This is a genomic window from Pseudoalteromonas sp. NBT06-2 (genome assembly GCF_002276045.1).
GTDB lineage: Bacteria > Pseudomonadota > Gammaproteobacteria > Enterobacterales > Alteromonadaceae > Pseudoalteromonas.
The window spans coordinates 68,400-89,155 of sequence record NZ_NQMR01000001.1 but is presented as its reverse complement, the minus strand read 5'-3'; the positions used below and the strand labels follow the sequence as shown (position 1 = coordinate 89,155).

Sequence of the window (20,756 nt, the reverse complement as noted above, 5' to 3'; positions counted from 1 at the left end):
GTATTTTGACTAACATTCCTTATATCAATAAATATAAAGAGCTAAACTTTATGAAACGTATTTTATTTGCTAGTTTATGTGCACTTTCTAGCTTTGGCTCATTAGCTTGTGATTTTTCATCTGTGAAGTTTGAACATGATTTTGCTGCAGCAAGATTAGACCAGTGTAAACAAATTAATGACTCAACATATCAATTAACTTTAATCCCCGAAAATACCCCTATTAACGATAGTCCTTGGTATGCATTTAAAGTAGTAGCAGATAAGCCTACTGATATTAAAGTGATCATGAAAGTCGTTGATGGCCATCATAGATACCCACCAAAAATAAGCCTAGATGGTCAAAATTGGCAGTTACAAAAATATAGATTAAGAAAAAATAAATTGTCATTTCACTTGAAAGTAAGTGAAAAACCAACTTGGATTTCAGCACAAGAAATTCTGACAAATGAACAATACTATCAATGGGGTAAATATTTAGCACAACAGCAATATATTAGCCAAGAAGTACTGGGAAACTCAACACAAGACCGCCCAATCTATAAAATTGAAACAAAGGGCGAAGGTAAAGATTGGTTAGTTATTCTAGGACGCCAACATCCACCAGAAATTACGGGCGCTTTAGCAATCTTTCCATTTACAGAAACTTTACTTTCCGACTCAAAACTTGCTTCCAAGTTTAGAAAAAAGTTTAACATATTAGTGATCCCAAACCTGAATCCTGATGGCGTACAATTAGGAAACTGGCGTCATAATGCTAATGGTATAGATTTAAACCGTAGCTGGAAAAGTTTTGATCAAGTTGAATCTAAGCATGTAGATGATTATTTATCATCCCTTGTTGGTAAAAACCAGAAAATGCGTATGGCAGTAGATTTTCACTCAACTAAAAAAGATATTTTTTACACTATGCCGTCAGATTACGGCATGGAACAGCCATACTTAGTTGAAACTTGGCTTAATAGCTTAGATAAACAATACCCTGATTTTAATGTGATACAACAGCCTGGCAACAACCCAGGTAAAGGTGTTTTCAAACAGTATTTTACTGATAAATATAATGCCCATGCCATCACTTATGAAATGGGTGATAATACTGATAGGCGCTTTATTAATACTTTAGCTGTGAGTGCTGCAAATACATTAATGACAACACTTTTAAATAGCGACCCCATAACAGGAAAATAAAATGAATTTACCTATGGCAGTTAAAAGCGGTCAATTATCAGTTGTTGCAGTTTTAAGTTTAAGCCTTATAGCATGCACTAACAGTTCTCTATTCGCTAAGTCATCACATATTGACCCTGAACTTAAAGTAGATGTATTAATAAAATCAGGTACCGTATATACGGGAAGCAATAATAAAGCACAAAACCTCGATATTGCGGTCTGTAAGCAAGTTATCTGTGGGATCTATGCTTCAAATAGTAAAAGTATTGTTGCTAAAAAGACCATAGATGCAAAAGGTAAAATTGTTAGTCCTGGATTTATTGATGCCCATACTCATAGTTTAGAAGAATTAATGAGTGAAGATAAAAATAGTAACTTAAATTATTTAACGCAAGGTGTAACAACAGTTGTTAATGGTAATGATGGTGGTGGTCCTGTTGATTTTTTAAAAACTAAACAACAGCTTGAACAAAATGGTATAGGTACAAATACTGCATTATTAGTGGGCCATGGTAAGTTAAGAACGCAAGTGATTGGTAGAGCAGAGCGTGTTGCGAAACCAGAAGAGATTGATAAAATGAAATCTTTGCTCAATACTGCGATGCAACAAGGTGCAATTGGTTTATCAAGCGGATTATATTATGTGCCTGGTGCTTTTTCTGATACCAATGAAGTAGTCGCTTTAGCTAAAACGGCTGCAAACTATAAAGGTATTTATGATACCCATTTAAGAGATGAAAGTACCTTTAATATTGGCTTTAAAGCTGCTGTTGATGAAGCCATTGAGATTGCTAAATTAGCTGATATTCACTTACATATTGCGCATATCAAAGCTTTAGGTGTTGATGTATGGGGACAAAGTGAAGATGTAATCAAACAAATTGAAACCGCTCAGCAACATGGTATTAGTATTTCGGCGGATCAATATCCATGGCGCGCGTCTGGTACTATGTTAACCAGTGCAGTAATCCCTAAATGGGTTATGGCAGATTCTAAGGAAAAATTTCATCAAAGATTGAATGATGTAAGCCTTTTACCAAAAATTAAAACTGAAATTACTGAAAACATTAGACGTCGTGGTGGCGGTGAAGCATTATTAGTGACAGTCACTGAAGATCAGAACTTAGTAGGAAAAACACTTAAGCAACTTGCAATTGAAAAAGCGTTAACTGAAACAGATACAGTTATTGAACTTGTACAAGGCCCACAAATTCGTGTTGCGTCGTTTAATATGTCATCAAATGATATTGAAAATTTTATGGTTAAACCTTGGGTTGTGACTTCTTCTGACGGTACAAATGGCCATCCTAGAAAATATGCGAGCTTTCCTAAAAAGTATCGTCAATATGTTAAAGAACAAAAGCTGTTAAGTTTAGGCCAATTTATAAAACAAAGCAGTTACCAAACAGCTAAGATTTTGAATCTAAAAAAACGAGGCGAAATTAAACTCGGTAACTATGCTGATATTATTATATTTGATGAAAAAAATTACTCTGATAACGCTACTTTTAAGAAATGGAATGTTTTATCAAGTGGCATAGAAACTGTATTAGTAAATGGTTCATTAACGATAGAAAATAACCAATATACTCAGGTTTTAAGTGGTAAAGTAGTTCATTAAATCGTAAATTGTTTTTGTTATTCACTAAAAAATGACCAAACGTTAAAAATAGCAGCACAGTTACAAACAAAAAGTATATGAGCTTTGCTAATATTCAAGGACGAACATTAGCATGCTGAAATGGCATCGACTTCAATTTGTTTACCCTTAAATATTTTAAATTTTGTTGCGCAAAATCTTACTTGTCCTCTTTTTCGCTCAATTAACATGGAACCACGCAGGTTATATTCTTGTAGTTTATCAGCGAATTGTTTTCGTGCTCTATGAATTTGAATATTAATGTGGCTTTCATTTAATCCTAAATCTTTAATAAGTCTGTCGATGGATACCCAACCTTTCAAGCTTTCCTCTATATCAATGGTATTATCTTGATTTCTGTATCTTGCAAGCAATAGGGTCAGATAATGATGACTGCGAAAGCCAAAATCAATTAATTGTTCATTGCTTTGCAATCGAAATTCTGTCTCTTCTTCATCCTGACTCAGATTAAAAATAAAGGTCGGGTCGTTGTTGGAATTATCGCAAATATCAATCGTTTCTTGTTGGAATATATCAGCAACTTTAATTAATTGCCAAACAGAATCTGAAAATTTTATCAGTTCACCATCTGAAATACGAACTACACTAAATTCAGGCGCTTTTTCACAATACCAAGATTTTTTGAGCGTATCATAAAATATGATCACTTCGGGATCTTCTTCCGAGGGTAAAAAATGATAATGTTTTAATAATATAGGTTCTTTAGCCACAATAGTGTTATTTTCATGTTCTTTAAACGGGATCAGTACATCTTGTGGTGGTGAAATATTGGTTACAATGAAAGTAATTTGTGTTTTATTAGCCAAACAGATTTTGTCATTTAGTTTTAATTTATATAACTTATTTGTTTGCTGTTTATCACCATTGAGCCAAACTCCGTTTTTACTGATATCTCGGATATACCAAACGTTATCAATCCATTCAATTATGGTATGTATTCTTGATATTTCTCGACTTTCTATTTGGGTATCTACCGCATCAGATAAACGGCCAAATCTATGAAAAGGCTTTAAATATAACTCATAACTTGAATTAATTGGGGTTAAACTCGCCATAAAAATCTCCTACCCTCAAATTATTTAAGTATTAAAATTCAATATTAACGAGAATTAAAATGATTAATATTACACCTAGATTGCAAATGTATTGTGAGGTCAAAACTTACTCAATTAATAGTCGTAAATTAGGGGTTGCTCATTGTTTCACTATATCGTAGTATTTAATTAGGGTACAGCATTAATGTGATAGTTTAGTGGATAATAAAATAGAAAATAAAATATCAGAATTGTTTGACTCTGTGGTATATAAATTACTCGAAAAAATAGGCGAGGGTGGTTTTGGCCGTGTTTATCGCGCAATACAAATTAATACAGGTCAAATTGTAGCCATTAAATTTTTAGCTATTAGTGATGAATTTGATACCGAAAAAAAACAACGTTACATAGAAAGGTTTGAACGCGAAACACTTTTAGGAAGCCGACTACAACATCCAAATATTGTACGTTTATTAGATAAAGGTAGTTGTCATGATGATCTATTATATGCCGTATTTGAATATATTGATGGTAAAACTTTAAAACAAACTTTAGCTGAAACAAGTGCATTGGGGGCCTTAGAAACCGCTCAAATAATGGCTCAAGTATTAGATGCTTTAGCTCATGCTCATGAAAAAGGAGTAATACACAGAGACATTAAGCCTGCTAACATTATGTTGGTTAAAGTAGGTGCTAAAACGCATGTTAAGGTATTGGATTTTGGCATAGGCACTTTAGTTAATGAAGCGCGCCAGCTTAATTATAAAAGTATTACGCTCACACATGAAACTTTAGGAACTCCCTCATACAGCGCCCCTGAACAGCTTAGAGGTGAACCACCCACCACAAAAACGGATCTCTATGTTTGGGGGTTATTGTTTATTGAATGTTTAACCGGGCAGGTCGCAATATCAGGCTCTAATTTAGCGTCTGTTTTTCATAAACAATTGAGTGATGTAAATGTGCCTCTGCCTGCATCAATCGTTGGTCATCCAGTTGGAGCCTTATTACGACGCGTATTACAAAAGAAAGTCTTTGAGCGTAATGTTAAGGCTGTAGAGTTATATCAGGAGCTTCTGAAGATAAATTTTTCTAACTTAGTAGGTATGCTGGCTTCCCAAGCAGAGCAAAAAATTAGATTTAATACTACAGAGCATATTCATGAAGATCAGGAAACCCGCACTAACTATAATCCTAAGTTTTATACCGGACTCATTGAGCGTAAGCAGATAACAGCCTTAAGTATTTGTTTGAATATACAAGCGGTTGCTCAAGATAGTTTAGATCATGAGGTGATGGATGCATTACATAGAGATCAAAAAAACCAATGTATAGATACCGCCATTCGTTATGGAGCCTGCCATGTAGGGTCGTTAAGTGACTCTTTATTATTTTATTTTGGCTATCCTGTAGCAAGTGACAATGATATTAGGTTATGTGCCCGTACTGCTTTAGATATTGTCAGTAATTTAAATAAACGAAATGCCATACTCAGAGAAAGTCAGGGCATAGAGTTTGAAGTTCAGTTAGGTATGCACACAGGTTTAGTAACTTGTTATGCTGATGCGATTCCAGAAGGAGATACCTCTAATATTGCGATGAAACTTGCACGTATGGCGGGTAAAGAGCAGATATTATGCTCTGATCTCAGCCGAAAAATGTTAGATACTCATACTGAATTTAAACATGTAAAAACGTGTACATTAGGTATGGGCTCAGAAATGACAGCGCTGTATAATTTGGTAGCAGAGCGCCATGTTGAAGCTTTTGGTTTTTTACGAGGCAAGCAAAAAAATCATGCTTTTATTGGCCGTGATCTGGAGTTAAATCAGCTTTCTGCTTTATTGAGTAGTAAAGAGCTTAATAATAATCAAAACAATAACGCAAATTTGGCGCATGTGCATGGGGAGGCCGGTATAGGTAAATCCCGCTTGGTATTTGAACTGAGGAATAAAGCACAAAAAATGTCACATAATGTGGCTCAGTGTTTGCCAGAACATCAACACAATGCGCTTTATCCTATATTGAATATTCTTAAATATCAGTATTCACTAGATTCACTTTCACCATCAGATGCGGCCGAACGACTCAACCACGCTGTACAATTATTAGAATCTCATCAAAATATAAATAAAGAGCAGGGACTGATTATTTTATCTGCTTGGTTAAATTTACCTTTAAAGGAGAACCAACAACCTAGTGCCTTGCCACCAGATAGTCAAAAACAACATCTCTTTACTGTACTGAATGCGTTATTAACACATCAAGGCGAAAGCCCAAGTATTGATAGTCAGGGAGTGACAATAGAGCTGCGCAATTTATTTATATTTGAAGATATGCACTGGGCCGATCCTACTAGTCTAGAATTTATCAATCAATTTGTGACTTCATTAAAGCCTAGCAGAGATGTGTTTATCAGTACTTCTCGACAAGCCTTGCCAGAGTCTTTAAATGAACTTGGTTTTGAGCCTATTGCAGTTAATAAACTCACACCTGCTGCGACATCTGAATTTATTGTCTCTTTGTTTGAAAATGAAGCCGTTTCAGACAATGTGCTGGATGTATTAGTATCACGCACCGATGGTATTCCCCTGTTTATTGAAGAACTGGTTAATATGCTGAAGCAGAAGGAACTAGTGCATCAAATTGAAGGTAAGATTGACTTTGTCAGCCCAGATAAATTGGATGAAGTACCTAATACCCTGAGAGATTCTTTACAACAAAAGTTAGATTCATTGGTACATGCTAAAGAAACAGCGCAGTTGGCAGCAACGATAGGCCGTGAATTTGACTATGACCTACTGGTAGCAGTATCAGAGAATAATGAAAGCCAGGTACAAAGTGATCTAAATGAGCTCATTGAAGCAGAAATTATTTACCAGCAGCGTAAAGTGGATGGGGATAATTATATATTTAAGCATGCTTTGGTAAGGGATGCGACTTATGAAAGTATGGCCCAAGCGACACAAAAAAAGGCACACTTGATTATTGCTACGGCCATAAGTAACGGCTTCGGCGTCAACCCAGAGGACTCTTCGGGCATTCTACATTATCATTACCTAGCCGGTCAGTCCTATAGCGAAGCTGCACATTTCGGAAAAAAAGCAGCGATGTCTGCTATAGAAAAAAGTGCTTATGAACAAAGCATACACTATGCGGAGGCAACATTGAGTGCCTTAAAAAAAATAAACGCTGATGGGCAAACTCAACTAGAGGTCAATCAACTGTTAACTACTGTCTCAATGATGGTTGTCGGCTGGGCATCTTCAAAAGTCGAAAACCTGATCAAATATTCACAACAATTGCTGGAAAGTTTGGGGCAGCGTCACCAATCTATCGACACTGCAATTCAGCTGGCAAATCACGTTAATGTTGTGGGCGATGTGAAAAAAGTATTGAATATCATAGATTCATCATTGCAATTAACAGAAGATCCGGGCCAACGGGCTGGACTTCTAGCTGTAAAATCGCACGCACTATGGCGTGCCGGAAAATTGCATCAAGGCTTGGATTGTGTAGCCGAGGCTAGACGATTGTATGACCCTATAGCGCACAGTGAACATGCTATTCAATATGGTCAAGATACCAATATTTGGGCACTGAGTATTGCTTCGTTGATCTACGCTTGTTTGGGTGATTGTAAGAAATTCCATAAATCCATAAAGGAAGCAGAAAATTTAGCTAAGCAATTAAAAAGCAGTCACTGCCTTGTTTTAGTTAAAATTTACGCCGCTGGTGGCTTCTATTTTTTCAATGAAAGAGCCCAAGTTCGCGTCAAGTTAGAGGAATCAAAAGTAATATGTGAGCAGGGTAACCTCATCAATTGGTTTGGTATCATTGATGCAATGGAGGGGTGGTTACAAGATGATGGCGATAGAATAGCTCAATCAGTCCAAGCGTTGGAAGCCATAGGTGCAAAACAAATGCATGGCTTATGGCACGGAATGTTGGTGGAAGTTAAACTTAAAAAGGGCCTATGGGATGAGGCCTTAAAGATCATTGATAAATCTATCATACAAACAGAACGATTTAATGAAGACCTCTTTTTGCCTAAATTGCTGTGGTTAAAATCAAGGTGCTATTTAAAACAAGGTAATTCCGCACAATATGAACGTTTTAATCAACTCTACATCGAAAAAACGCAGCAATTATCAGTAAAACTGCCGTATACCGATATTGAAAAAAAAACCTTTATTTATTGAACTCATTCATTCTGGAAATTTATTAAACTACACAACTTACGGAAAACTGCATTATGCAAAACGTTTATCAAAAACTGGTTACCGCCTATGGTGTATTTGTGGCTGCACATTGGAATACTAAGGAAAAAATGCCAACTAGTGGTAGTCCACTAACCTTTAACGACAATGGTAAATTGTCAACTTTTGAAGATATTTTACCCCATTGTGAATTTATTATTAACACTGAAAGTGACAAGTCACAATATGTTTGGAATCCCAAATTTTCCAAAGGTTGGTGTGGCGGTTTTAACACTGTCACCATAAAAGTACCTATGAAACCGGAATTATTGGAACAGCAAGCTCTAGCGATTTCCGTTTACAGCGCACTGTTTCCCACCTTTCTCGGTTTAGTGGCCGAAAATAAACCTTACACAGATATCGATGATATGGGTTGGCTGGCCCTTGGAGAATATACAGGTTCCATAATAACGATGGCTTGGGCCGCGCAAGATTTACCGGAAAAGCAAAGTGTTCATATGCCTGAAGAAGAGCGACTATTACGCTACTTCTGGCAAGTTTATAGCTCAAAAGAGCCAGGCAGCGGAAAGACCTTGATTGAAAAATTCTTGCAGAAAGATTTACCTTGGGATGTCGACCTTATTTTTGAAGAAGATCCTAATTTCAAATTTCATTACGATAATGACGTACCACAATTGAGTCATTTTGAAAATATTCCTAAAAACAGCTTTACTTACCATCCTCCATGTATGCCTGATGATCTTGAGCAAGCAGTGGCCATCAGTGAATACTGCAAATTCACCAATGCTACGGGCTTATAGTTTTTCAATAAGCACGTTAATGAACTCAAGACGGAAGCTAGGTTAAGCCCTAGCTGACTAACAAAAGAGAAAAATAAAATAATCCATGACAATACTTATCCATGATTCCGACCGCCACGTCATAGAAACACCTGATATTTGGCGTGATTATGTCGACCCGAGAAAGATTAAAGGTTTTGAATACAACTTGACTTATGATACTAAGCAAAAAGCAAATGAGCGAATAATGCGCCTTGGTGAACACGCAGGTGTTGTATTGCCACCGATATTAAAGCTTGGCGAACATCCAATGTTAAATTGTTGGGATGAAAACCTGAATATTGAAAGTGCTAAGGTTTTTCAAAAAAGTACCGATAAGCGTAAACAAGCGGCATTTCCCGAGACGATGTTGCAAGATATGGATGACAGTCATATCTACAGTGCCAGTTTGTTCCCTAACGTTGCCAATTATATCGTTAATCACAAAAATATCAGTGCTCAAGCTTCACAGGCCTATGCCACAGGATACAACACTTGGTTATATGAGTATTGCAGCCAGGACCCCGAGCGTCTTCATGGTTTGGGCTTGATCAGCCGCCATGATCCCACCACTATGGTAAATCAACTAGAGGCCATTGAAAAGCTGGGGTGGACTTGTATCACCCTACGTCCGGACATCATTGCCGGGCATAGCCTGGGTAGCCCGGCCTATGAGACATTTTGGCAAGCCTGTGAAGATAAAGGGATCAGTATTGCGTTTCATGGTGGCACTAGTTTACAAGCACCGACCGCAGGCACTGAGAGATATAGCAGCCGTTTTGCGCTCCACGCTTGTTCACATTATATCGAGATCCAGCTGGCTTTTTTGTCTTTGTTAGATGCTGGCGTGCTGGAACGATACCCCACACTAAAATTAGGCTTTTTCGAAGCCGGTGCAAGTTGGTTACCCGCTTGGTTGTGGCGATTAGATAACATTTGCTATCCGGAATTTCCGGGTCTGGTAAAAAACAGGATCAAAATGCTGCCTTCTGAGTATTTTAAACGCCAATGCTGGATTGCAATTGAAATGGATGAGCCGTGTTTGGCACAAGTTATCGATATTGTTGGTCATGACAGGCTGCTCTTTGGTACTGACTTTCCTCATCCAGATCATCTTCACTTTGATTTTAAGCATTTGGAACAGCAAAACAGCGACATCAAACCGCCAGATCTTGACTGCATTTTGCAACATAATCCAAAACAATTTTTTGGTTACTAGCTATGCAAACCATTCAATGGCACCCCAAGTTTCTGAAGTTTAACCTCGAAGACAGCGGCGTTTTGTTGATCGGTGAAGTGCTGTCTTATTACTTCAACTATGGCACGCATCCAGGGCTGGAATTGATCGGCTCTCAATATTCACCTGAGCAATACTTCATCCAACGGGGCGATTATCATCAACTCTCTTACTTTAATCACTACAGTAGCCGCCTGGCCAAACAAGATATAATCCTTGATGGTAAAACAGCCTCTTCACAAACCGCTAAATATTGTCAGAAAAAATTGACGCAGCCGGTTACCCTGTTAAGTTGCAAACATCTGAAAATTATCAATTTATCAACAGCACAGTCCAGTTATTTGGAGGCTTGGATGGCACTTATACAAAGTGAAGACGTAACAAGAATATTGGAAAATTATAACAGTCCAGTGACCTTGATATTGCTTGACGATTTTACTCATCGGGCAATAGATGAAGTGATCGCACATTGTAAATTCTGGATGTTAATCAAAATAACCGGAGAGCGCATTTGGATAAGCCCCATGGTCGTCAATACTGAAGATCAGCAAGTGAACTGGTCTTTGATCAAACAACGTATCGACACTAACCAGCCCGAGCGACAATTGGTCGCTAGGTTATATCCTCAGCAATCAACCCAAGTCCCGTTTTTGCAATTGGCTGAATTAGAACCTGAATTACAACTGCAACTGACACAACTTCTGAGCAAACAAGTTCAAAAAGAAAGTGATAATCTGTGTCTGTTGATACGCGAAAGTGCACAGGTCAGCTATCATCCATTTAAGAAAATTTGCATCTATAGTGACACAGATTTTGGCCGACAAATTCAGCAACCGGTTAAATTGACAAGCCAAACCATTAAATTTGACCAAGATGGTGGTGCGCGTTGCTTTACCCCCGAGCAAACATTGACCAGACTACAAGCACTGGTTAGCCCGATCACCGGGGTTATCAATTATTTCGCTGAAATTGAGCCTGAAAAAAACAATCAACTCAAAATTTACTGTTCACGATTTTCAAAAACACCAACCAAGCGACAATTGCCAAAACTCTCATTGGCCGACTTCTCACTAGCATGCGCAGGTAAAGGCGTATCGCCAACCCAATCAAAGGTTAGTGCGCTGTGTGAGGCGTTAGAACGGTATGCCCCCGTTTATCAAGGCAATGAACCACTGTTTATAAGCCCCCAATCACGCTTGGACGGATCCAGTTATAGCCCTCATGAGTTAACCCCTTACAGCGAACATCAATATCACTCTTTCAACCAGCTAGGGCATAATTTTTATCAAAGTAAACGTGAAAAAAAGCGCTATCAAAACCAAAGTATCCATTGGCTAACGTCCTGGTCGTTAACCCGACAACAAAAGGTTTATGTACCATTGGCATGTTGTTTTTCCAATACGCCTTTCAATGATGAAGACTATTGCTTGTGGCATTCAAACGGCTGTGCGGCGGGTAACAACCTAGAAGAAGCTATACTGCAAGCACTACTTGAATTGATCGAACGTGATGCGGTTGCAATATGGTGGTACAACAAAATTCAAAGACCGAGCTTTGATCTAAATCGGTTGCCGAAACAACTGATCACTAAAGTTAAACAGACCTTGCCCGATAGCATGGATTTTTGGGTGTTAGATGTGACTAACAACAGCCAGGTATCTGCGATGGTTGCCGTAGCCCAGGACAGATTAAATAAAGGCTTTACTATTGGCTTAGGTTGTCACCTCAACCCGGTGTTAGCAGCTCAGCGCGCACTGACAGAATTATGCCAACTCTATCCCAATCGCAGTGCTAATAAGTCCTTGTTCGATTTTGATAAAATTGCAGCCGAGCCCCATTTGTATCCCGATGAACAAGCCACCGCCATCGAGCGTACCTTAGTATATTGTAATGATATAAGTCACAACATAATGGCAATCGTAGAGCGATTATCACACCTTGGGCTGGAAACCTTAGTTTTGGACTATAGTCGAAACGATTTACCGGTAAAAACAGTCAGAGTAGTTGTGCCCGGTTTTTGCAACATATGGCCGGAGCTCGGCAATAACCGTTTATACCAAATGCCAGTAAAGATGAACTGGATAACACAGTCTCAAATTAAAAATGAGCAGACCATTAACCAGCAAGGACTATATATTTAGGAACCAGTGGGATCAGGTTTTGCCTTTTTCTACTATTCGAATTACTCGAGAATAGTGTCAGTCAAAATGTGACTCCAGCTCTTTAATGTAAAATCGCCTGATGAATAAGCTGCTGACATTGTATTATTTCGATGTGATTATTCTGAATCATATTGTGTCAGACTCTTTGCCATTTGGCGCTTTTTATTTTTTGTAATTTCAGATAAATTGCCTTCTTGTTCACCCAACAGATATAAATGTTCTTCCATCAAGTTTTTATCTCCCAAAAATACTTGATTTGATAATTTAGCTACCTTTACCTTGCTGAACAAACTGAACGTAGTGCTTTCTAGTTACTTTTTTATACTTTGCAAACATGCCCAATATTGCATCTGTTGCTAATCAAATAAAAAAGGGGTCAATTCGCTTGCTTGACAATACACTATCCAGCACATGGAACTTTAAAGAAATTCTCATAATGTTTTCAGATTAATGTATCACTTTGTGTGGATACCTAAGTATCGACGTAAAGTTTTTTATGAGCCTTATCGTGAAGCGATGAAAATTATAATTCAAAAAATTGATTACGATTACGACATAGATATAGTCGAATTAGAAATACCAGAAGATCATATCCATATGGTCGTAAAAAGTGAATCAAAAATGTCACCTAGCCAGATCATGCATGTGATAAAAAGCATTTCAGCAAGAGAGTTTTTCAAATTATATCCAGATATTAAAAGACGTTATTTTTGGGGTGGGAAGCTTTGGACTCAAAGTTATTTTGTAGAAACAATTAGAAATGCAACAGAAGATACAATTCGTAAATATGTGCAAAACCAATTGCTTGAATTAGATAAAAAAGAAGTTCACGGAAGTCAGTTAGGACTCTTTTAAACTCGGTCGCTTGCGGCCGATTCTTTTAGCAGTATTTGATAATAATATCACTATCTACTTAGCAAGTTAGGGTAAAAACAATGAAGCCCCTGTAGGCCGCATAAAATAAGGGTTATTGGGAGACATTAAAAAAAATGATCAAAACAGATTCAGATCCTCGCACTGGATCTGCCTAAAAGCCATCAAATGGTCAATACGTAGCTGAGTTTACACGACGTATGTTAAGTGTGTTAAACGACATTATTTTGGAAACTGAAAATTTTGGTGGAATACTAATACACATATGAACATGATCTTTCATCAAGTGTCCTTCTTCTATAATAACGCCTTTTCGTTTTGCTAATTCATGAAAAGTGTCACCTAAATGTTTTCTTATTGCTCCATATATCAATTTTTGACGTTTTTTAGGAATAAAAACGATATGGTACTTACAATCCCATCTTGTATGGGTCAAACTTTTATAATCTCGCATAGGTTGTTTCCTCTTTACTTTTGGTCGAGCAAAGAGATTACATATACCCTTGTCACGGTTAAACCTATGCGAGTCACCCCAGCAGAGCTGGGGGTTTATCAATGTTTAATTAACAGTGAAACAGCTATGCCCGCGTATTGAGATTGGGATTTGTTTGTACGCTTTTGTCTCTGTCAATATTATGTAAATTAACTAGGGATCCCTCCTGAATTTTGAATTATTTAGAACTATGTCAGGCCTAGCTATTTTGAGTGAATATCTCAATTGTTTAATCAATAAATAAACGTTCAAATTTTATTAAAATTCAAAATGTACTTTTCTTGGACGGTGATTTAGTTTGTAAACCGCCGTTTGTATCTCTTCTTCACTTAACGTTTTAAAATTAGATCTTTTGAAAAAATAGCGCCTAGTTGTTTAACTATACTCTAATGTTAAGCAAATTTTTTATATTATCCAGCGTTACTGTAATTACTATGCCCAGATAAGATCCATACTTTTAATTATCGCATCTGAGTATCAAACCCCTTTAAAACCGCTGTAATAGTATTGTTTAACGTATCAAGTAATCTGTAAGTACTCTTGGCGAAACTTGAAACAGAAAACCAACTGGATAATTTAAATGGCAAATATTACCCGGTGCCTCAAGCACAACAATCCATAGATATTACTGATGACTTAATAACTAATGAAATTTCGCCACTACAAGAAAATCAAAATGAAGCGGTTAATGAGAAAGATAGCATTTTAACAATATTCAAAATACGTTAATTTATTTCACAACGACATAGAAATTGATATTGGGTAACATAATAAAGTATATGGGTGAGGTATTATAATCTAAGTTTAGTTTTGAGCTTATACTGTGCGGAGGGGATATTATTTGTCTGCAGGACAAATTATTAACTTTTCTTTTTAGAACAAATAAAAGCTACAATGAATTGATATCAATAAAAGGTTTTTGAGATTGTTTTTTGTCAGTGTAGCCTTGTTACTTATGAAGATAAGACGAAAAACTCGTCTTATCTTCATTTGATTTATAAAATGTTTATGATTTCACTTTGACCTGTGTTTTTTTCAAGTCAATTACCGGTGTCTTTGTTGTTTGCTCATCAATGATATATTGAATGACCATTTCTTTGACTTTATCATCATATTGGCTTTCTGCTGCTGCATTGGCACTGATACCGGAGTTTTCAGCCTTAAATATTTTATCATAAGCATCCAGATCAAAACCTTTTTCCAGCATGACATTCGTTGAACGCAAAGATCCTTCTACCCAACCCTGATAATCGGAATACGCTTCATTACACGTAAATATGGCCTGATCATCACCAAAAGGTTGTGCCAAACGTGCAATAACCTCTCTGTCATTGGCACCAATCCCCCATTGATGCACACCAAAACCAAATTGTTCGCTGTCTTTAACATCAAATGTCGTGCTGCCTTGCCAGACTCTTGCTGACGTGAATACGGGTTCTGGGATATAACTGGTATTGAATATTTCCTTAAAGAAAGTACTGGCTTGTTTTACTACGGCTTGAGATGCAGCATAAATAGTTTGCGGCTTGGTTTCATTCGATTCTTGCTGCATATCTGAACTAAATTCAGGGCCAGTATTTTGTAATGCGCTCCAAAAGTTGATATTTAGATAATCACAATAAATCGTTAATGCGGCGGGCTTATCATATTTACTTTGGTTGATCTCATCAATTTTTTTCTGCTGTTGTTCGTTAAATTCGATGCCATATTTCTTAGCCAGGCGCTGCGCTTCTAACGCTGCAGTTAATTCGTTATCTAAACTATAAAAGGGATAAATTGATCCTGTTGGCAGATCTGAAAAATTAGGACCAAATTCAACCGTTGGAAAAGCTGTTTTGTCTTTATCCCACCAAGCTTTATCATAATATAAATTGATTTTAAGCAAAGCTTGATTGGTGGAAGTAGACAGAGTGTCCCATAAGGAGCTACTTTGACTTTCTTCAAGTCGATTAAAAACATTAGCTTTCACAAACAATTTTTCTAATGCTAAACGTGGCATAGCCAAAATAATTTTATTTGCTTCAATCACACTATCTGTGATTTTTCCGTCAATACCGGTTTGACGATAATATAGCTTGTATTTTTTTCCGGCATTGGGGTCATCGTTTATTTCGATATTTTCTAGCCGCGTTTTAAGAAAAATTTTCTCTCGACCTATTTGATCAACTAAAGTATTAGGAAGCGTACTAAATCCTTCTTTTAGAGTTTTAAATTGCGGATCATCTGGGAAATCTTTTAACAATTGGAAAGCTTCACCGGCATTCATACGAGATAAGAAAGTACCGTTAAAACCAGTAAGGCGGTATAGTAAGGTTACACTTTCATTGCTATAACCCATATCCATAAATAAGTCCCATAACGACCATTGATTTAACCCAGTGCCCTGCCAGGAACAATCTAGTCGCAGTGCTTGCCAATATTCAGGAGTTAAATCATTAACATCCCATTTTTTTGTAAATGCAGGATTTGCAGCCAAAATGCGGTTATACACAGTATCTATCATAGTACTAGGGTTGATATTTTTTTCCGAGCTTTTCAAATTATACAACTTTGACCAAATAGCGTAGTTATCAGCTTCTGACTCACTGACATTAAAGCTTTCACCGCGAAAATATCGGCGATTATTGCCTCCACTATTCATAGGAAAAGGCACTATATCTTTAGTAATACCGAGTTTACAAAACAAGGCCATTAAATTATCCATGTATTTAAAGGTAAAGCGCATGCCGCCTTCTTCTTCTTTAACCGTATTACCATCCTTGAACCGGACTAAATCTGAGTCCAAACGACCTCCTGTGCGATTGGCACCATCTATAATGACCAAATCCTGGCAATTGGTCTCATTAAGCAATCGCCAGCTAGCAAATAATCCAGCCATACCTGCACCGACAACAACAACATCGGTACTTACTGGGATCGCTGTTTTGCAAGCTGCGTTGTGACTAAAATGTGGCATATATAATTCCTATTAAGTTTAAATTATCAAATCACAAAAAATTAGAATATTGTGGATGTACCTAAAGCAATAAATATAATCTAAGTTAAATAAAAAACTATTACACGGGTATTACAGTCGGTTATTTGAATAAAATAAGCTCAGATTTTCACTAAACCTTCAGTTGATCTATTTGTTCGTATAAATGACATAATTTAAAAATACGAATTTGCAATATAAGTTGGTTTAATACAAACTTAAATAAGTCCATCGCTTTTTAATATGCTGAGGTAAAAGTAAGTCTAAGTTAGATTCAGGTTTAGTTATTATAAGTATTTCATTATTGTCTTCGTTGCCAAAATAATGAATTAAATTGTGTCACTTTTTGATATTCGGCATTACGTTCTGTTAAATAGTGTTTAAAATTACTCTTCATTAAACTTTGGTAAGTCTGCATAAATTCTGGCTGATCATTAAATGTTTTCACTATGGCCTTAGCGGCATAAAAAGCACTGCCCATAGCCGATGTTATGCCATAAGAAGACAAAGGGTCGTAACTGCAAGCTGCATCGCCCACCGCAAGCCAGTTATTTTCAACACACGATTCTAAACAGGATGAATAAGCTGGGATCACTTTAAAATTATGTTCAAAGGGCACAGCACAACCTGTTAAATGGTGTTTTAATTCTTTGTTTTGCATTGCCATATTAAAGATCTGTTCAGCTGATTTAGGTAAGGTTAAATCGGGATCAGTGAAATAACATAAGCTGGCATGTTGAGCTGAATAGGGTGCCAGATACCACCAGCCCTGTTCACTACTTTGTATCACCGCCTGCTGATTGGTCAAAGTACTGGATTGACTATGTTCAATTCGACAAAAACAGGCTACTAGGTTGTCTGATTTTTGCGTTACGGTATCAAGCTGCCTTGTAATGTTGCGGGCTCTACCTGTCGCATCTACTATAAAAGGTACTTCTAGCCGCCACTTTTTCTCTGAACTGACAATGTCTAATTTCCAGCTATTTTGATAACCAAGTTCAGAATTTTTAACTTCATCTAACGCTGTTAATTTAGATTGACAGTAAATATCAACTCCGGCAAGCCTTGCAGCCTTAACTAGCATACCGTCAAACTTCTCGCGGTTAAGCAGCCAGCCGGTTCCTGACGGTGTAGCCAGTAAGTTTCTTTCATATAAGCCATGTACATCCCAGTGCACTTTATATCCCTGTAATTGAAAGTGATTGTCATGCTCAAACTGCTTCCTCAAACCCAACTTATCAAGAGTATTCAATATTGACGCCTGTATGCATTCACCCATTTTAGCTGTCTGAGTATTTTTACTTTCAATAATAGCGACCTGTAACCCATGTTTCGCTAGCACAAGTGCCGCGGTTAAACCCGCGACACCCGCACCCACAATCACAACATGATAATCAGTGTTTGTGCATTTCATTGGTTATAACAACTCATTCCGTGATTTTATTTTTCTTGGCGGTATATTACCTTCTATAGCGGCTATATCATCTCGTTCTAATTGCTTGATCTTTTCTTTAAACTCTTCTTCTGCTTTATTAATTTCTTGCTCTGTTGCATGCTCAAAACGCACTAAGGATTCCATATTTAGCATTTGGCGATAACTGGGATCATTGACTAAATATTTTTCATTCACTTCTGATTCCACCCAAATCGAGTTGATCTCTGTTTTACCAATACTTATTGGAGGAATACTCTGCTTGCTAACAATACCCACTTTATCCCAATTTGTGATCATAGAATATCTTGGATCTTGTTTATGTTCGCGCAAAAATCTAAGCCAGTCTTGGCGATAGTCAAAGTGCTTTAACCTTTGCAGATCAGATAGCTGAGTGTCTTTGATACGATCTAATGAACGCTGACTTAATACTTGATTTGGCACTCTGGCAGACCAATAACTTGGCGTAGGTAAATAATAAGCTTGGTCATAATCTTGGCCCGAACGACAACTGCCTTCGTCAGTTTGCCAAGGTACTCCCATAAAACGAGTTAATGTGCCAGGACCACTGGCATTGAACATACTTTCAAGTGCGACATTAGGTGTTAATATCGGACCATAAAAATCCTTTACAGGTATGTTTGTAGGTAAAATATTTAATCGCATTTTGTCAATCGGATCTGCCGTATTCCACATAGAAATACGGCGTAAAAACCAGGTAAGTTCAATACCAGGATGAAATGGACCACCTAAACATTCCTGTAGATTTGCTTTTGTTAAAGCATGTGGCTGACAATTCAAATCAATAGACTCTAGGCCAGAAACAGACCTAGGTTGCTCCCCTTGACTGAAATCTCCATTTGCCCAGTTTTCAAGATGAATATACTGAGTTTGCGTTAAGCTGAGTCCTACTAAAGGTGAGTCAGTATAATCACCATAAGCGTCACCATAATAAGGAGGTAGCTTATCTGCCTGTAAATCTGTTTGTACCTGCGCCACAGCTTTATTAAGGCTATTGGATAGTTGACTATTTGCCAAATTTACATGTTCACCTAGATGTTCGAGTATGCTAATTTTACCTACTTCTTCAATACGTTGCTCTTTAGTTTGTTCTACTGGCAATCTAAATTGTTTAAACAGCGCTTGTCTTAATGGTCTATTTTTTTCACTTGAACAAGCAAGTCTTGCCAAAAGCTCAGGCTCTGTGAAATTAGCAGGCGCATTGTCGCCAAACATCATATAGAAACCCAAATTAACGGCTTGATTATCTACTAAACTTTTTAAAATAGGGTAAATATCAGAATAAAATTCGGTACCTCCAGGCTGTGTGATCAGGTCTTCACTATAAAACAGATCTGATATAACGTCATACATGGTAACCACACCTCGTATGCCAGGTGCAAAATTAGGTGGTGTCACCACCACCATGGCCGGCTGAGCCGTATGTGATTGTCCATTAACATTAATAGTTGCACGAACGGTACCGTCACTCACATCGTCATGCCAACCTTCATTATTTGCAAAAGTTGTAGCCTGTCTGCCATCAAAACTATTAGATTCTCCACGGCCACCTAATACTAATAGACGTCCGTCATCGTCTGTTTGTACTTCTCCTAAATATACCTCTCTTTGGTAAGCCGTACCAGCATAAAACTTACCTGAATCAAATTGATATTTTGTATTATTCTTTTCATTGCATCCCTGAATTGTGCGTATACCAGAGTCTATTAATAGCTTTTTTTCTCGTTCTTCCAAGATGGTCACATCTGAATTTCTTAACTTACTGTCTATGGATAAGCTTCCTAAATCCATGGCATTATTAAACTGGTAGTTAATAGCTTTACGGTTTGCTAAATGGACTTGCCATTCAATTTTGACATCAGGAGAGTCTGTGATTTCTTTAACAACTTCTCCTTGAGCATTTAAACCATATACTCTAAAGCGAGCAGCCTGTCGCTTGACCTTTCCTTCGACATCTTTATATTTAAAATCTGTAGGTATCTTTTGTTCCGGTGCTTCAGGGCCAATATAGAATTCGGTTTCGGAGTTGCCTACTCGGGCAATCCCTATTGCAGGATAAATATAATATTGGGTGATAGTGTTATTCATAATATTCCTTATTTTGATTGATGATCGCGCAGAGCAACTATAAAAAGTAAAATAGAAAATGGTATTACAGCCCAAAAAAGCACAAGCAGACTTTAGTCTTGGCTAATTTGATATTGTACGAAGGGAAGTACTCTATGGTATTCATTCTCTAAACTAGTTGTCATTTTGAATCTCTTTTTTGACTTCATGGTACTGTTATTTTGGAAAAAACTCAAAGTTTCTTTTACAGGTACTAAGGGTAGTCTGTTTTTTAGATTATGCTGTTAATTTTGAAGTCTCATGTTTCTTTTAATTTTAGAAAGGAAAATTAACAGATTTCAAAGTGTAATAGATACGTAATATTTTTTATTATAAAAATATTTTAGGCTTGCCGCGGTTAAATAACACGAAAAAAACTTAAACTGAGGAATGAATTTATGTCAATAGAACAACAAACCATAGCTGATTTAATAAAACTATTGGATGAAATGCCAAATGCTCCGGAAGTATTACAACCATGTAATACACAACAAAATGCCAATTATACCAAATCACGCAGGCTATTATTCAACCTGGCGCCTTATTCAAACAAATAA

The 20,756-nt window shown here is 37.1% G+C and carries 12 protein-coding genes and 2 pseudogenes; 9 read left to right on the top strand and 5 right to left on the bottom strand.

Annotated features, from left to right (window positions below; all coding sequences use genetic code 11):
• The first annotated feature begins 50 nt into the window (after nt 1–50).
• Together CJF42_RS00420 and CJF42_RS00415 are read left to right on the top strand one after the other, a co-directional pair.
• Nucleotides 51–1,187, top strand: coding sequence for a M14 family metallopeptidase (locus CJF42_RS00420; protein WP_095364784.1), 1,137 nt, complete (start codon nt 51–53; stop codon nt 1,185–1,187).
• Between the two features lies 1 nt (nt 1,188).
• Nucleotides 1,189–2,790: an N-acyl-D-amino-acid deacylase family protein gene (locus CJF42_RS00415; RefSeq protein ID WP_252097484.1), complete on the top strand. Its 1,602-nt coding sequence runs from the start codon at nt 1,189–1,191 to the stop codon at nt 2,788–2,790.
• A 107-nt stretch (nt 2,791–2,897) separates the two neighbouring features.
• Here CJF42_RS00415 and CJF42_RS00410 read toward each other — a convergent pair whose 3' ends face one another.
• A complete protein-coding gene (locus tag CJF42_RS00410) occupies nt 2,898–3,884 on the bottom strand; it encodes an FHA domain-containing protein (protein ID WP_095364775.1) in 987 nt (328 codons plus the stop codon).
• Nucleotides 3,885–4,081: 197 nt separating this feature from the next.
• Here CJF42_RS00410 and CJF42_RS00405 point away from each other — a divergent pair, with 197 nt between their 5' ends.
• The 5 genes and pseudogenes from CJF42_RS00405 to tnpA (CJF42_RS00385) form a co-directional block, all read left to right on the top strand.
• Nucleotides 4,082–8,065, top strand: a complete 3,984-nt coding sequence (locus CJF42_RS00405; protein WP_095364774.1) for a TOMM system kinase/cyclase fusion protein — start codon at nt 4,082–4,084, stop codon at nt 8,063–8,065.
• Between the two features lie 53 nt (nt 8,066–8,118).
• Nucleotides 8,119–8,883 carry a hypothetical protein gene (locus CJF42_RS00400; protein WP_095364773.1) on the top strand — a complete coding sequence of 255 codons (765 nt, stop codon included), beginning with the start codon at nt 8,119–8,121 and terminating at the stop codon, nt 8,881–8,883.
• A gap of 85 nt (nt 8,884–8,968) precedes the next feature.
• A complete protein-coding gene (locus CJF42_RS00395; RefSeq protein ID WP_095364772.1) occupies nt 8,969–10,120 on the top strand; it encodes an amidohydrolase family protein in 1,152 nt (383 codons plus the stop codon).
• Between the two features lie 2 nt (nt 10,121–10,122).
• Nucleotides 10,123–12,279, top strand: a complete 2,157-nt coding sequence (locus CJF42_RS00390; RefSeq protein WP_095364771.1) for a YcaO-like family protein — start codon at nt 10,123–10,125, stop codon at nt 12,277–12,279.
• Nucleotides 12,280–12,738: 459 nt separating this feature from the next.
• Nucleotides 12,739–13,155 (top strand): annotated as a pseudogene (tnpA, locus tag CJF42_RS00385) (IS200/IS605 family transposase); the annotation flags it as partial.
• Nucleotides 13,156–13,387: 232 nt separating this feature from the next.
• Here tnpA (CJF42_RS00385) and tnpA (CJF42_RS00380) read toward each other — a convergent pair.
• Nucleotides 13,388–13,627, bottom strand: a pseudogene (tnpA, locus tag CJF42_RS00380) (IS200/IS605 family transposase); the annotation flags it as partial.
• 579 nt (nt 13,628–14,206) lie between these two features.
• Between tnpA (CJF42_RS00380) and CJF42_RS00375 the strand changes: the two are divergent.
• Nucleotides 14,207–14,395 carry a hypothetical protein gene (locus tag CJF42_RS00375; RefSeq protein WP_095364769.1) on the top strand — a complete coding sequence of 63 codons (189 nt, stop codon included), beginning with the start codon at nt 14,207–14,209 and terminating at the stop codon, nt 14,393–14,395.
• A 277-nt stretch (nt 14,396–14,672) separates the two neighbouring features.
• On the opposite strand, the gene CJF42_RS00370 is transcribed toward CJF42_RS00375, so the two are convergent.
• From CJF42_RS00370 to CJF42_RS00360, 3 genes are all read right to left on the bottom strand, one after another.
• Entirely contained in the window at nt 14,673–16,622 is a 1,950-nt protein-coding gene (locus CJF42_RS00370) for an FAD-dependent oxidoreductase (RefSeq protein ID WP_095364768.1), read from the bottom strand.
• A 319-nt stretch (nt 16,623–16,941) separates the two neighbouring features.
• Entirely contained in the window at nt 16,942–18,054 is a 1,113-nt protein-coding gene (locus tag CJF42_RS00365) for an NAD(P)/FAD-dependent oxidoreductase (protein ID WP_095364767.1), read from the bottom strand.
• A gap of 3 nt (nt 18,055–18,057) precedes the next feature.
• Nucleotides 18,058–20,181 carry a LodA/GoxA family CTQ-dependent oxidase gene (locus tag CJF42_RS00360; protein ID WP_095364766.1) on the bottom strand — a complete coding sequence of 708 codons (2,124 nt, stop codon included), beginning with the start codon at nt 20,179–20,181 and terminating at the stop codon, nt 18,058–18,060.
• Between the two features lie 416 nt (nt 20,182–20,597).
• Here CJF42_RS00360 and CJF42_RS27070 point away from each other — a divergent pair, with 416 nt between their 5' ends.
• Nucleotides 20,598–20,756, top strand: coding sequence for a hypothetical protein (locus CJF42_RS27070; RefSeq protein ID WP_170940411.1), 159 nt, complete (start codon nt 20,598–20,600; stop codon nt 20,754–20,756).

Bases quoted from the DNA above. Each gene is read 5' to 3' on its own strand.
- CJF42_RS00360 (WP_095364766.1), bottom strand. From the start codon at position 20,181: ATGAATAACACTATCACCCAATATTATATTTATCCTGCAATAGGGATT.
- CJF42_RS00410 (WP_095364775.1), bottom strand. From the start codon at position 3,884: ATGGCGAGTTTAACCCCAATTAATTCAAGTTATGAGTTATATTTAAAG.
- CJF42_RS00370 (WP_095364768.1), bottom strand. From the start codon at position 16,622: ATGCCACATTTTAGTCACAACGCAGCTTGCAAAACAGCGATCCCAGTA.
- CJF42_RS00400 (WP_095364773.1), top strand. From the start codon at position 8,119: ATGCAAAACGTTTATCAAAAACTGGTTACCGCCTATGGTGTATTTGTG.
- CJF42_RS27070 (WP_170940411.1), top strand. From the start codon at position 20,598: ATGTCAATAGAACAACAAACCATAGCTGATTTAATAAAACTATTGGAT.
- CJF42_RS00395 (WP_095364772.1), top strand. From the start codon at position 8,969: ATGACAATACTTATCCATGATTCCGACCGCCACGTCATAGAAACACCT.
- CJF42_RS00415 (WP_252097484.1), top strand. From the start codon at position 1,189: ATGAATTTACCTATGGCAGTTAAAAGCGGTCAATTATCAGTTGTTGCA.
- CJF42_RS00390 (WP_095364771.1), top strand. From the start codon at position 10,123: ATGCAAACCATTCAATGGCACCCCAAGTTTCTGAAGTTTAACCTCGAA.
- CJF42_RS00420 (WP_095364784.1), top strand. From the start codon at position 51: ATGAAACGTATTTTATTTGCTAGTTTATGTGCACTTTCTAGCTTTGGC.
- CJF42_RS00365 (WP_095364767.1), bottom strand. From the start codon at position 18,054: ATGAAATGCACAAACACTGATTATCATGTTGTGATTGTGGGTGCGGGT.